This is a genomic window from Methanosarcina sp. Kolksee, from assembly GCF_000969945.1.
GTDB lineage: Archaea > Halobacteriota > Methanosarcinia > Methanosarcinales > Methanosarcinaceae > Methanosarcina > Methanosarcina vacuolata.
In genome coordinates this window covers 2,416,807-2,430,566 of sequence record NZ_CP009524.1, presented here as the reverse complement: position 1 = coordinate 2,430,566, position 13,760 = coordinate 2,416,807, and the positions used below count along the sequence as shown (strand labels likewise).

Genomic DNA, 13,760 nt, shown 5'->3' with positions numbered 1-13,760 from the left:
TCATCTAAACTAAGTTTGTCAAAAGGAGAATTAAAAAAATGGCAACCGAATACGCTTTGAGAATGGGAGACGGGAAACGTGTCTTCCTTACCAAAGAAAAAATAATGGCGGAAATCGAAGCCGGTACTGCAAACGCTGCCGACCTTGGCGAGATCCCTACCCTGAGCGCCAATGAAATAGACAAGCTTGCAGAGATCCTTATCATGCCCGGCAAGGCTGTGAGCGTCGAACAGGGTATGGAAATTCCTGTGACACACGACATTGGTACTATCAGGCTTGATGGTGATCAGGGTAACAGTGGAGTTGGCATTCCTTCCAGCCGTTTAGTTGGCTGCATGATGCACGAGCGTGCTTTTGGTGCCGACACGATGGAACTCGGGCACATTGATTACAGTTTCAAGCTGGTAAAACCTGTTGTATCAAACGAGTGTCAGGCAATGGAAGTCTGTCAGCAAAACATGATCATTCCGTTGTTTTATGGGGCGATGCCCAATATGGGACTTTACTACACCCCTGATGGGCCCTTTGAGAACCCTGGCGACCTTATGAAGCTATTCAAGATTGATAAGGCAAAAGAATCCATGGAACACGCTGCCGAACACCTTACCAGAGACACGGTCTGGGTCATGCAGAAACTTTTTGCCTCCGGGGCTGACGGTGTTAACTTTGATACAACCGGCGCGGCAGGCGACGGAGATATGTACGGCACACTTTATGCAATCCAGGCCCTTAGAAAAGAGTTCCCTGATATGTACATTGAAGCAGGCATGGCTGGCGAGATGGTACTTGGTATGCACGGAGAACTGGAATACGATGGAGTGCGACTCGCAGGTTTATGGCCACATGAACAGGCTCCGCTTATTGCAAAAGCCGGAGCAAATGTTTTCGGACCAGTATGCAACACCAACACCAGCAAGACCTCAGCCTGGAACCTTGCCCGTGCAGTTACTTTCATCAAGGCTGCAGTCGAAGCGTCTCCGATTCCCTGTCACGTAAATATGGGAATGGGAGTTGGCGGAATTCCAATGCTTGAAACTCCTCCGATTGATGCGGTTACCAGAGCAAGCAAGGCGATGGTCGAAATTGCAGGCGTCGACGGCATATAGATAGGAGTCGGCGACCCGATGGGTATGCCGATTTCCCACATAATGGCTTCAGGTATGACTGGAATTAGGGCTGCAGGTGACCTTGTTGCAAGGATGGAGTTCTCGAAAAATATGCGCATAGGCGAGGCAAAAGAGTACGTCGCAAAAAAACTCGGGGTCGACAAGATGGACCTTGTGGACGAGCACGTTATGCGCGAGCTGCGTGAGGAGCTAGATATCGGGGTTATAACGTCAGTACCAGGCGCTGCAAAAGGTATTGCTGCAAAAATGAACATTGAAAAGTTGCTCGACATTAAAATTAATTCCTGCAACCTATTCAGAAAGCAGATTGCCTAAAAAATTTGAATAAAGGTGATTTTATGAGCAGTGACCATTATCCTTCCCATCCTCAAACTGACCTGAATCCAGCAGGAGATTGCAGCAGGGCACACTGCGAGCCAAAGGAGCTTGAAAGAAGTATTGACTGGAAGCAAGGGCTTGCAATAGCTCTTGGCGTTCCTTTGTTAATCCTACCGTCGATAGGTTACTTTACAGGCTATGTCTGGGCTTTTTCAATAATATTATGGGGCCTGACTATTTTACTCGGCTTTATCCAGAACCTCGCATTCGGAGAGCTTGCAACGGTTTTTCCTAAGGCATCGGGTTTGCCAGGTTATACCCAAACCGTTTTTGGCTCAAATTCGAATAAAATTAATCAAGGAAAATTTAAGTTTGGTAAATTCATAGGTGGTTTCAGCGCCTGGAGTTACTGGTTCGGCTGGAGTCCTGTGCTTGCAATTTATGCGATCCTGATAGGGGACTACTTTCAGGGCTTGATACCAGCCCTTGCCGTAATCCCCAAGACTTTCCTTTCCTTATTGGTAGGTGGATTTATTTTTGGCTCCCTTGCAGTTATAAATTCAAAAGGACTCAAGAATGGAGCAAGAGCAGGGTACGTCTTAGCGGTAGTCTCTTTGATTCCTCTTATGGTTATTACACTTGCTCCATTCCTCACAGGGGACTTTCATATTGCTAATATCACAGGCTCTTGGTTCCCTGTTGACTGGACCTGGGACCTGCAACATGTACTCATCATTTTCGGGCTTTTCGCAATGGCAGAATGGAGTGCTTGTGCCTGGGAAACAGCAGCAATTTACGGGCCAGAATACAAGAACCCTAATACTGATACTCCAAAAGCACTACTAGTCTGCGGAGGAATTTGTCTTGTGCTTTATATACTGGTTCAGACATCTGTAATAGGCACTCTTGGAGTTGATCAAGTAATTGTCCAGCCTGTGTCTCCTATGCTTCCTCTTGCAAATATCTCTCTAGGTTCTCTTGGGGCTTCCATCTCGATAATAATGCTTATCGGAGCCATGCTACTGATTATCCAAACTGCATTTCTCTCCTCGGCAAGGTCAATTTATTCAATGTCAATTCAAGGCAATCTTCCCGCATTTCTAAGCAAACTGAACTCTCACGGACACCCGATGAATGCAATGGCTGCAGATGCCATGTTCAATATGTGTTTAATCCTTTTGGGAAATCCTACTGCAATTCTTGCAGCTTCTGCAATCGGGTATATGTGTGCTAACGGAATCAGTCTCTATACGTATTTCAAAGTAAGGAATGACCCTGAGTTCTCAAGGTTAGAAAGACCCTTTAAAGCCCCACGCGGCTGGAAAAACGTAGCACTGGCAACGGCAATTTTGAATGTTCCCTTCTTTCTTGTAGGGATAATTTACCTCAACAGCCTTGAACTAGGCTGGGCTACTACAGGGGTAGGTTTTTTCGTGCTTTGTCTCTACATCCCACTCTGGTTTTATTCCCAGAGAGAAGCAAAAGAAGGAAAAGCTGCGGAAAAAGATGTCATTCTTGGTGAAATTTCAGTGTAAGAAACTTAAGTATAAAACAAGAATCAAAGTAGCGAAATACAAACAGAGATCTCAGAATAAAAGGAACCTGAACTATTCCCTTAAGACTTTCTGATTTCGGGAAAAGTCCCGAATAGAAAATTAAGTTTGGAATATTCACGTTCCGGTTTCTTTTCATTTTTACCTTCTGTTACATATTTCAGCACAGGTTCGGGAGTTATTATAACATTTTACATGAATGTCGCCTTTTTGCTCTTTATTTTCTTTATTCCAGCATCCATTTCCACACTGATTTAACCATGACTATTTTTTTTCCGTTTTTGCCGTCAACTCTAATGGTCTCTTCTTCGTCCATTGTCAGAATAAGCCCCTCTTCAAGGCCGTACTCGTCCAGAGCTTCCGTAAGCCCCAGAATTTCTCTTTCCATTACTGCAGGGTTTCCGAAGCAAACCGAAATCTGAATTGCAGCCGAAACTTTCTGGCTGTCTTTTTCCTTAATGATAAAATCACATTCTCTTTGGTTCTTGAAGTAGAATACCTGTTTTTCCCTTCTCAGCAGTTCAAGGAACACAAGGTTTTCAAATCTCAGTCCAAGGCTGTCAGGGTAACCGGGATATACTGCTTTGAAAAGGCCGGTATCGCCTGCATAAATCTTACAGGGAACATATTTTTCCTTCCCGCTTTCCTGGAGGCTGTTGAGTTTTGGGACCCTGTAAAGTAAGAAAATGTCTTCTAGATAGTCCAGATAGGTGTTTATGAGTTCCCCGCTTTCGATTCCACTAATTTTTTTCAGGGTATCGAGGGAATATTCCGAAGCCGTGTTCGAAATTAGAAATATGACAAGCTTTTTTAACTTCTGGACATCATATCCGGCTGCAGCGCCTTTTTTCAACTCTTCTTCAAAATATTTACGGGAAAGACTGATGTCATCTTTTTTGATTACATCCGGAAAACCACCGTTTTCGAAATACTGCAAAAACATGCATAATAGCTCATCACTGCTTGATGGCGTTAGAAAATTAGGCTCTGCTATTCTGTTACCTTTAATCTGCAGGTATTCCCTGAAAGAGAAAGGAAAAAGCCTTAAAATTTTACATCTACCTGAAAACCTGGAAGAAAACTCATTTATTAATTTTGATCTCGATGAAGTTAGATAAATTTCTGCCCCCTGCCTGTGAAGCCTGTCAACCCAGTTCTCCCAGCCCTGAAGATTCTGGATTTCATCAAAAAAGTAGAAAATTCGCCCTTCTCCGTCTTCAGTTTCTTTTTTGCGGATTTCGGCTGCAGTCTCCTCAATAGCCTGTAAATCTCCAGATCCCGGCTCCGGTATCTGACTATCTTCAAAATCAATATAAATTTTTACTCCAACCATATTACTGGCAACCTGGCTCATGAAGGTGGTTTTACCTGCATGAGTGGGTCCAGAGATGAGTTTAATTTCACTGTCTTCCACGGAACAGCAAGGGAAGATCTCTCTGGGGATTAAATCCGGGGCATTTTGAAAAAAATTGTGGTGACTGCAGATCATGGGGAGGGGCTCCAATTTTTGTCTGTTGTCAAAATTTTGCATGTTATCAAAATAATTTGTGAGATGAAACTATATAGTTTTTCTGGCGCTAATAAGTCTTTCATCCAGCAATTATCTGAAAACATAAAACTAGAAAATTTACAAAAATAAAGGAGATTCTTGAATGCTCATGAACTTAAAATTTTCATTAGCAGAGAGCGTTTTTCTATAAACACCTGCGTAATTAAGGTATCAATTTAATGGGATTAAAAAAAATTCATAGAAACATATAAATAATTGGGCAAGTGTGGCCCAATTATAAGTAAGAATCAGATCAACAGATAAAGATCAGGTTTTTTAAGTTTTTCTGGAATCTTATTCGTTTTTTGGTTCAGAAACTATTTTTGTTTTCCCGCAGCGCATACATACGAAATACTTTTCTCTTACATTTGAAGCATGGACTACCCCTAAGTAAAAGACTTATGGGCTTCCTGAGTTATCCATGTCCCCTGAGTTAAACTCAGGGGTTTTACGCTTTGTCATATCAATATAGGACTTACGCACTTGAGACACAGAATCAATTACGGTAAAAACTGTGGATTAAAGTCCCGTTTTAAACAGTTAACGGTTTGCTGTGGTTGATTTTTCAGTTCAACTGCGTAAGTCCTAAATAGATGAGTTAGAAAATTTCTCTTCCCTGAATTTACAGAGTAGATTGGATTTTTTTCTGAAGAACTTTTATTTCCTGGAACTTCTCCATTTTTTCTTCGGAATCCGTACAACTGATATCTTTAAAGTTATCCAGAGCTACTTCCGCCACAATTGAGGAGTTATTTAGAGCCTTTTCTTCAGCCTGGACTCTCAGAGTCTCAAGTGTCCACTGGCACTGCAAAACGGCGTCATTAAGCTCCTTCTTTACAGATAGTTTTCCTATCTCTTCTATGGAAAGCGCTGTTGAACTCAGAGCTTCATCAAAATAATTCTCAGCTGCAATCTTACCTATTTCCTCAAGCAAAAGCATGCTGCTTATAGTTTCAAGTTCAAGGCTTTTTGCTGCAACCTTTTTCCCGATCTCTCCCAGGCCCGTTACTGCACTGAGTACAACGTCCTCCATACCATTTATAGCAGCAGAGATTCCGATCTCTTTAAAGAGCAAAGAAAAGGCAATTACTTTTTCCTGATCCCACTTTTCTGGGAAGAAGTTCCAGATCTCCATCAGGGTTGTAGCAGCGACCTTTGAACCGGCTTCAAGGGAATGTGCGGCTGCAGTTTTTCCAAGTTTTCCGATTGCTATGAAAGCCCTGCCCAGGGCAGACTCAAATCCCTTGTCTGCTGCTTTCCTTGCCAGTTTCCCGAGGGACAGGATAGAATTGATCGTAACGAGCTCCATCTCTCTCTCTGCAGCTGCCTGTGCGCCACTCTCAATCGATAGGATAACTCTCTCGGCATCTGCCTCTTCATTCTCTGAAAGGAAATCTGCCGCAATTCCTGTAAGGGAGTCAAGGGCCTGGAAAGCTCTGCTCTCATCTCCCTCGTCAACTGCAGATAAACTTACTTCAACTGCCTCTGCCTCATTTAATGTAATCATTCTTTTTGCCCCTCTCTATTGTTAGTATCCCTCTTCATTTTTAGCGTCCTTTATTATTGATAGAACACATTAAGCTTCAACTTTTATCCCGCAGGTTTTATAATTCTTGCCTGTATGTTTCATCACTATTTTCGACTTCAGATTATTGCGTAAGATATACGGGCTGCGCAGGAAATAGAGTCTGGCTTACTCTATGAAGTTACGAGGTTATTAGTGTTACTATTTTGTAACCGAAGCAGTTCATTCAAAAAAGAGTTTCCGTTTTTTCAGAAAGTATGTTTTGAATTCAGTTGAAATTACGTACCAATGGACTCTTTCATCCCGATTTGTCTTTTTCTTTATAGGCAAGGGCGTTTCCCAGAACTTTTTCGTACACTTCTTTGTCTTTCAGTCCAACAATTCTTGCCTTTACTCTATCTGTGGTAATATTCCCATCTAGCTGCATGTAAACATATGTTCCATTTTCAATACCCATAATCATGGAAGAGTCTGGAATATAGCCGACATCAAAATAAGTTGCAAGTTGAGGATTTTTGTTTATATTTATGGACATTATTGTTGCTCTATCTCCGTACCTGGAAGCCAGCTCATCGATAATAGGTTTCATAGATTGGCAGGCTCCACACCATTCAGCTCCAAGTTTCAAAAAGACCGGGCCTCTCTCAAGGAATTTGTTTATCTGTCCAAGTTCGGTTGTTTCGATAACAACTCCTTTTTTGCGGTTACTCGCTGAGTTTTCGGGGTATTTTTTTTCAAATAGCGACAACAAAATGTTGCCATTAGCTCCCAAAGCTCTGGAGCTATTGCCTGAAGAAATCCTATTTACCATAGGCATATTTACCATAGGCATATAGTCAATTGCTCCGATGATATGGTTAATGACGTACTGATTATCAATTACACCATTTCCATCGGAATCTATCCCTGTATGATCATTCCAGAAATTACCTGCCGAGCTACTGTTCCATATATTATTTCCTTCGTCTACGGCATTCAGAAAGTTAATAAATTCATTTTCATAGAACGAATTATTTGATGAACTCCTGAGGTCCACACCAATGTCATTAAGGTAAAGATTGTTATTGGTTAAAATATTGGACCATGCTTTCTGGCCGAGAACCCCATATTCATTTTTCAAAATGAGGTTATAAGCAAGCTTATTTCCCTGAGATGTTTGAAGGAGAATGCCCACTCCGTTTGAACCTGCTGTGTTGTTAACAAGAGTATTGTTAAAGGAATTATTCAGCGAAATTCCCTGATTATTTTTCATTACCCAATTGTTTGACAGTACATTCTCCTCTGAATTATCAAGCACAACTCCCTCATTCCCGAAGCTTACAAGGTTTCCATTAAGGTAGTTGTCCTGAGAATTCTTGAGAACAATCCCCTTATCAGTTAGTATCAGCGTATTGTTCTTTAAAGAACAGTTTCTTACACCTTCAAGGTAAAGTCCAACCTCCTGAGATGTATTCTTTTCGAAAGGACCTCCTGCAATATGAAAACCGTTTATCGTCACATTATCTGAGCTGATACTGAAGACCGCATTGTCAGAAGCTGTACTTATAATATAAGTGCGGTTAGTCTGGCTGCCTGAGAGCATGGCATGGGAGAGAATTGTAAGTTTCTTGTTGACTATTATATTTTCACTGTATACACCAGGGCTAACAAGGACTGTATCCCCGTCATGTGCATTATTGATAGCTTCCTGGATCGAAGTATAATTTCCAGCTCCACTGTTATTATCTCCACTGTTATTTACAATTACAACCGCAGCCTCAGCTTGAGTAATTACTGTCCAAGGTATAAATAGGGAAATTATGAGAATAGCCTGAGTGAATTTCCTTTCCATGAACCAACGACCCCTAAAATTACTAAAATTAACCTGGCAAAAAAGAAATCTTGATTTTATAACAACTTGTAAGAGGAATAATGGGAATAAAAATCATTATGAAATATATATTCTGAAAAATATACCTTAAATGTTAAAGTTTCCCGCATTTCTCAAACCACTCAACAGTAGCTAGAATTAGAACCGTTTTCAGTACTCTACCAATGCAGCCACTTAACTCAATTATATTGGTCATCGGTTAAGGAATTTTCTTGCCAGAAAGTATCGATTTTGCATTAGAAACCAGCGCTTTCAATTTTGGCCTATTTACGTGAAATCGATACTCTGGTTCAGCTTATAACTTGATAAAATATTTAGCAAGCATTGTGTAAATGGACACAGTTTGTCACAATTTCTCACTTAACAGAAGACGCATGAACTCAATTATGTTGATTCCCAGTTTTACAGTTCCCATGAAATCTGGTGATTCCCAGGAACACAATCAGAATCAAAGCTATTCGGATAAAACGGCATTTTAAAATTTTATAAGTTTTCAATCAAGAGATTCGGCTTCGTGTATATATTCAGATCCATTGAGAGTGTCAAGGGCAAGTTTTGTCATAAGCATGTGGCTTATTAAAAATTTATCTTTAACTTCAAAAATCATTGTTCCTAGAGAATTAGCAGTTCTTATGATTAGATTCTCAAACTCGGTAAAACCCGTATAAGAAGATTCGCTCTCCAAAAGGACAGGAATATCCTGAAGAGAATCAGCTTCTCCTCCCTGTTGAACAAGCAGGCTAAAAATACCCGGAAATTCTCTAGAGAAGAGAATAGCCTCTTTTCCAGGAGGTTGAGATAAAAGGATACATGACTTTGGAGGAAGAAATCCTCCGTTTTCCGGAACCCGGATACTCTGCTGCCCGAAGGTTTCCTTTCCTATGGACCCTATAGCAAGAGCTGCTGCAAGCACCTCTCTCTCCGTCTTCTGAAGTGAGGCAGAGTTCGCAATTTCTCCAAGATATGCGACTGCAATCCTGACCGCAGACTCCATGTTTTGCCCAACCGCTGCTTTACCAATTGCGCAGAGAGAGTAAAGGATGCTTAAACCGGTATCAGTCATTTTCTGCTCTCTTGCAATTTCAGCCATCTTTCCAAGCGAAAAAAGTGATAAAAATACTCCAATTTCCATTTTTTGAAAGACAGCCGCGCTACCTATGTCCCTTATACAGATAACAGCCTTTTTTGCATCGGGCTCAAGTTTTCTATTTATATATTCGGTTCCTCGTTCCGTAAGGAAATCTATGGATCGTAATACTCCAAGCTCATCATTTTCCTTAACTGAAGTTAGCCCGAGATCCGTTGCCCCTGTTTCGTTTGAAATAGACGTTCAGAACACCCCACTAAAAGTTTATGTTGGGAAAAGGCACCTTAAGACCAGATAATCCTTCCTGCACTCTTTTCCCTGTAAAGAAGGCGGGAGTTGCGATTTAATCTCAAACTGATTAACTCAAACTGATTAACTCAAACTGATTAACTCAAACTGATTAACTCAAACTGATTAACTCAAACTGATTAACTCAATATGAATAATCGTTAAACTGAGTGTAACAGTTCATAAACCTGTACCTGGTGATCTTTTCTTTCCCCTGGAAATTTTATTCAGCTTATCTTCCAGTCTCTCAATTTTCAATCTTTCAAAGTGCAGGAGAGCTACTTCAGCAATTATGGATGCACTCATCAGATAGCGGTCTTCGGCATTAAATTTAATTGCTTCGAGTGAATAGGCTGCCTGAAGCAAAGCCTTATCAAGCCCCTGGAGATCTGCAGTTTTTCCTATATCCTGGATAGAACGCACACTCATGTCTGCAGTTTCTTTCAGGTTTTTTTCAATCGCCCCTGTCCCGATCTCCTGTAGCAACAGCTCGGCGTTTAATACCGCGTCCTCAAACTTCTGGCTTGCAGCAGCCTTTCCGGTTTCCCCGAGAAGGACAACTGTGCTGCTTGCAACATCACCAAGCTTTTGCCATGTAACGCTTTTTCCAATCTCCCCAAGAGCGAAAATAACTGCAATTGTTTCCTTTTTAGCTCCTCGCGAAGCTGCAGTGTTTCCCATCTCGCCAAGGCAGGAAGACGCGATCCTTGCGGAAGCCTCCATTTTTTGTCCTGCTGCGGTCTTTCCAATCTCTCCGAATGCGAGTGCTATGCTCACAAGAGCATTTTCCATATTCTGCTTGCATGCCTCTGTGGCAACTTGGGGAAAAAGCAGAAGCGTATTGACAACAATCGGTTCAAGCCTTGCAATAGCTGCCGCTTTTCCTATATTTTTGATATATTCAATCAATCTTTTTGTGTCGTTTTCCTGTCCTTCTTTTGCGTATTTCAGTGCAAGCTCGAAGAGGTAGCTAAGGACTTCTTTGATTTCGGTTTCATTTCTTTCATTAACCAGAGTAAGTCCCAGTTCCAAAGCTTCGTTTTCATCGAGCGGTAGAATAATCCTTCATGCCCCCAGGTTCTCTCTCAAGTAAGTATGGATATGTGAGAATATGAGCTTTGTCATGGAAAAAGCACTGTTGAGAAATGTTTCGTCACTTGAAGGTCGGAATAAACTGGAAATTGTTATTATGAAATAGCACTCATCGAAAAATATAAATATTACTTATAGGTAATAAGAATCCGGTTGCTTGCGGGTAGATCTTAAAGCCTCATTTCACACACCACGACCAAAACGATTATTATGAAGGATAAGTTTCATTCCCTTCTTCTTGTCCGTCTCTAACCGTTTTCTCGCAAGCAGCTATTCTATTTTTTTACAAATCTGATATTCAGGGTGCGGTACTTATTGCAGGAAACTCATTTGTACAACTTTGTTTGAGTCAATTAATGCCTTCCTCTTATCAAAATCAACCAGTTTGGATTATGTACCTGCGCCTGAAAGAATAGATGCACTCAAAAAGGATGTTACTTCCACAGAAAAACGAACATGACATTCTTTGAATAACATGCACAACCAATGAAACTGCTTGCAGATGGTACCTTTTCATGCTAAATATATACCGACAGTGAAGAGGAGTATAGAAAAAAAGCACTCAATAAGGATTCAGAAAGTATTCAAAGTATTCAGAAAGTACCTCAAAAGTATGGAAATCTGGACTAAAAGTCCAGACACAGTTGAAGAATTAAGCAACTTCTCAACTGAATTCTATTTTGAAAGCAGTTTTCATTTTTAATAAACTATGTTTATTTTTATTTTAGAATACAAGTCCAAGCTCTTTGAGCTTCTTCCTTGCTCCGTCGTAGACCTGCATGTACTCGTCAGTTGGTGTTACGGTCTTTACGTCGTAGCATTCCTGGAAGGTCTTTCCTGCTGGTGCGCTTGCATAATTCTTCTCATAGAGGGCGACAAGCTTGTCAAGGATTACATTTACTTCGGAGATTTCTACGCCTGCAGTTGCCCTTGCTACTTCTCCCATCATCCTGGCTTCCATACCTGTGGTCTTGTCGGTAACGACGCCCTTTGCTGAGGCTACTCCTGAGAGGATTTCTCTGCCTGATGCTGTGTCGGTAATGGATTGGGCTGAAGCCTCGAGCAGACACATCTCAGTACATGGGCCTGCGCATGGGTAGTACTGGTTACCTGACAGTATATCCGTAAATTCAGAAATTGTTGCACATGCCCAGCCTGCAATCATCAGTGTCTCTCTGGTGTTGGTTGAACCCCAGCGGATGTGGACAGGCCCATCCAGATGCCAGCTTGCGTTGCTCATGACAACTGAGTTGATGTGGGTTGCAATGTTGACTATAGTTGTTTCTTCAATGCCGCCAGCGTACCCGCCAAAGATCGGCATCTGTTCATCCATAATGATGTCGCTGTTTGCAGTGTAGTGAGCAATTACTGAAATTGCATCGAGATCGATCTTAAGTTCACAGAGTTGCGAGACCTCGTGGCTGTCCGTACAGGTCATTCCGCCGGCACAGTCCGCGGAAATGTTTCCCTGAGCGGACAGGGAGGTCTCTGGGCCCTAGACAGCCATGCCAGGCCTACCGGCCATGGCGCAAGCATTCTTAATCAGCCTTGTTTCAGTTTTTGCGGCAAGGACCTCGTATGGACTTTTTGGAATAGGCGCTTTTCCACGCACTGTAGTCATTACACCGTTAACGATGGTGTCTACTTCCTTTTCCAGGGCATAGCTCATGTGAACAGGCATAAACACGTCTTCCGATATTGGAGAACCGGTAGGTCCACCCTGTACAATTGGCTTTTTCTTATCCCCAACACTTCTCTTCCTGACATTTACTGCTTCCCTGCCTGTACCGAGCACGAATTCCTTCTGGACATTGTTGATCGCATCCCAGATTTCGTCTTCAGTGTACTTTACGATCCTGTGGGTATCGGTACAGTAAATTCCGCACTCAAGGAGCATCTCAAAGCCGGCCTTGAAGAGTTTTTCCATCATATCCTTGTCTGTTGGGATAAACTCTCCCTTGAAGTCAAGCCCGTACTTCTGCTTGAGTTCCATTGCTTTCATAGGGATCTTCATGAGGTCCCAGTCGTCCAGAGTACACTTTTCTCCTACTTTTGCCCTGTCGTAGAAATCATAGCAATCAAAGGACTTTCTAAATGTCATTTTCTTTTGCCTCCCAGGATTATTTCATTACCTCAAGTGCAACTTTTGCAGCTTCAGCAGCGTTTTCTGCAGTTGCATCCGCTCCAATCTCGGTAATCCATTTATCAGACACAGGGGCTCCTCCGAACATGCACTTTACATCGTCCCTCAGGTTTTCTTCTCTGAGCCTGTCCATAAGGTCTTTCTGGCCAAGCATGGAGGTGGTCATAAGGGCAGAGCCTACCAAGAGGACTTTTTTTCCCTTGTGCTTTGCAGCCTCTTCTACAACGGTTTCATTAAGCACATCAACTCCAAGGTCAAAGATTTGGAACCCATTTGCTCCGAGCATTGTGGTAACAAGCCTGTGACCAATGTCGTGAATATCCCCTTCTGCAACAAAGGTGATGGCAAGTCCTGCTTCTTCTCTCTCTTTCTTGTTCTTTTCAAGTTCAGGGGTAAGGACTTCCATTGCATTGCTCATTGCTTTTCCGGACATCATAATTTGAGGCAAAAAAATCTCGGCGGCTTCGAACTTGTCACCGACAATTTTCATTCCAACGGAAAGGCCCTTTGTAATAATGTCAAGTGCCGGAATTCCTGAAGCCAGAGCTTCCTTGCATAGCTCTGGAGTACCTGCGACGTTTTGATTTACGATTGCGTCGCGTAACTTATCAAAGATTTCAGTATTTGTCATCCCATTATCACTTCTTTTTGTTTTTCACGTTTGGCCGGTCAGGAATTAGTTTTCCACTTGCCGGATATCGGAATCTCATTGCCTCCTTATCTATATATATCTTTTGCCTCAGCGCAGATGGTATATATATTTTGTGTTAAATAATATGCGGGCAACAATAAATACTATAAATATATTTTGATTGATTTTTTTGAAAAAAAGCAAGAGAATCTCACTATAATAATAAAAAAAGTTGAAGCAGAAATGAAAAATTTCTATATAATAGAAAAAACCTATCTGAAAATGAAAAACTTTCGATTAACTTCACAGTCATCTGAAAAAAGAGAAAATTATGCCTGTTGGCCCAGATATAAGGCGTAATATTTCTTTTAAAGTTTAATATTCTTTTAAAATCTGAAATATCACTAACTTTTTCCATGACTTACGTAGTTGAACTGAAAATCAACAGCAACAGGCCACCAGCGGTCTAAACCGCGACTTTAATCCACAGTCTTTTCCGTAATTGATTCTGTTGCTCAAGTGCGTAAGTCCTATTCCAATTAATAAAAATTATGATAAAACATTGGTCTGTCCTGAA

At 41.6% G+C, this 13,760-nt stretch carries 7 protein-coding genes and 2 pseudogenes; 2 read left to right on the top strand and 7 right to left on the bottom strand.

All coding sequences use genetic code 11. The annotated features are described in order from the left end of the window. Positions 1 to 38: 38 nt before the first annotated feature. Positions 39 to 1,442, top strand: a pseudogene (gene mtbB / locus MSKOL_RS10105) ([dimethylamine--corrinoid protein] Co-methyltransferase). A 23-nt stretch (positions 1,443 to 1,465) separates the two neighbouring features. Then, positions 1,466 to 2,980: an APC family permease gene (locus MSKOL_RS10100; RefSeq protein WP_048155814.1), complete on the top strand. Its 1,515-nt coding sequence runs from the start codon at positions 1,466 to 1,468 to the stop codon at positions 2,978 to 2,980. 244 nt (positions 2,981 to 3,224) lie between these two features. Here the strand turns inward: MSKOL_RS10100 and MSKOL_RS10090 are convergent, their stop codons facing one another. From MSKOL_RS10090 to MSKOL_RS10045, 7 genes and pseudogenes are all read right to left on the bottom strand, one after another. Then, complete coding sequence (locus MSKOL_RS10090) at positions 3,225 to 4,487, bottom strand: ATP-binding protein (protein WP_231592179.1); 1,263 nt, start codon at positions 4,485 to 4,487, stop codon at positions 3,225 to 3,227. Between the two features lie 682 nt (positions 4,488 to 5,169). Next, the gene (locus tag MSKOL_RS10085; RefSeq protein ID WP_048155804.1) at positions 5,170 to 6,054 is read right to left on the bottom strand and encodes a hypothetical protein; all 885 of its coding nucleotides are present in this window, start codon (positions 6,052 to 6,054) and stop codon (positions 5,170 to 5,172) included. Between the two features lie 316 nt (positions 6,055 to 6,370). After that, positions 6,371 to 7,903: a NosD domain-containing protein gene (locus tag MSKOL_RS10075; RefSeq protein ID WP_052725410.1), complete on the bottom strand. Its 1,533-nt coding sequence runs from the start codon at positions 7,901 to 7,903 to the stop codon at positions 6,371 to 6,373. A 532-nt stretch (positions 7,904 to 8,435) separates the two neighbouring features. Beyond that, positions 8,436 to 9,074 carry a hypothetical protein gene (locus tag MSKOL_RS10070; protein ID WP_197078752.1) on the bottom strand — a complete coding sequence of 213 codons (639 nt, stop codon included), beginning with the start codon at positions 9,072 to 9,074 and terminating at the stop codon, positions 8,436 to 8,438. Between the two features lie 423 nt (positions 9,075 to 9,497). After that, positions 9,498 to 10,349, bottom strand: a complete 852-nt coding sequence (locus MSKOL_RS10065; RefSeq protein ID WP_231592177.1) for a hypothetical protein — start codon at positions 10,347 to 10,349, stop codon at positions 9,498 to 9,500. Between the two features lie 784 nt (positions 10,350 to 11,133). Continuing rightward, positions 11,134 to 12,510: pseudogene (locus MSKOL_RS20135) on the bottom strand (monomethylamine:corrinoid methyltransferase). Between the two features lie 19 nt (positions 12,511 to 12,529). Beyond that, entirely contained in the window at positions 12,530 to 13,183 is a 654-nt protein-coding gene (locus MSKOL_RS10045) for a methyltransferase cognate corrinoid protein (RefSeq protein ID WP_048155792.1), read from the bottom strand. Between the last annotated feature and the right edge of the window lie 577 nt (positions 13,184 to 13,760).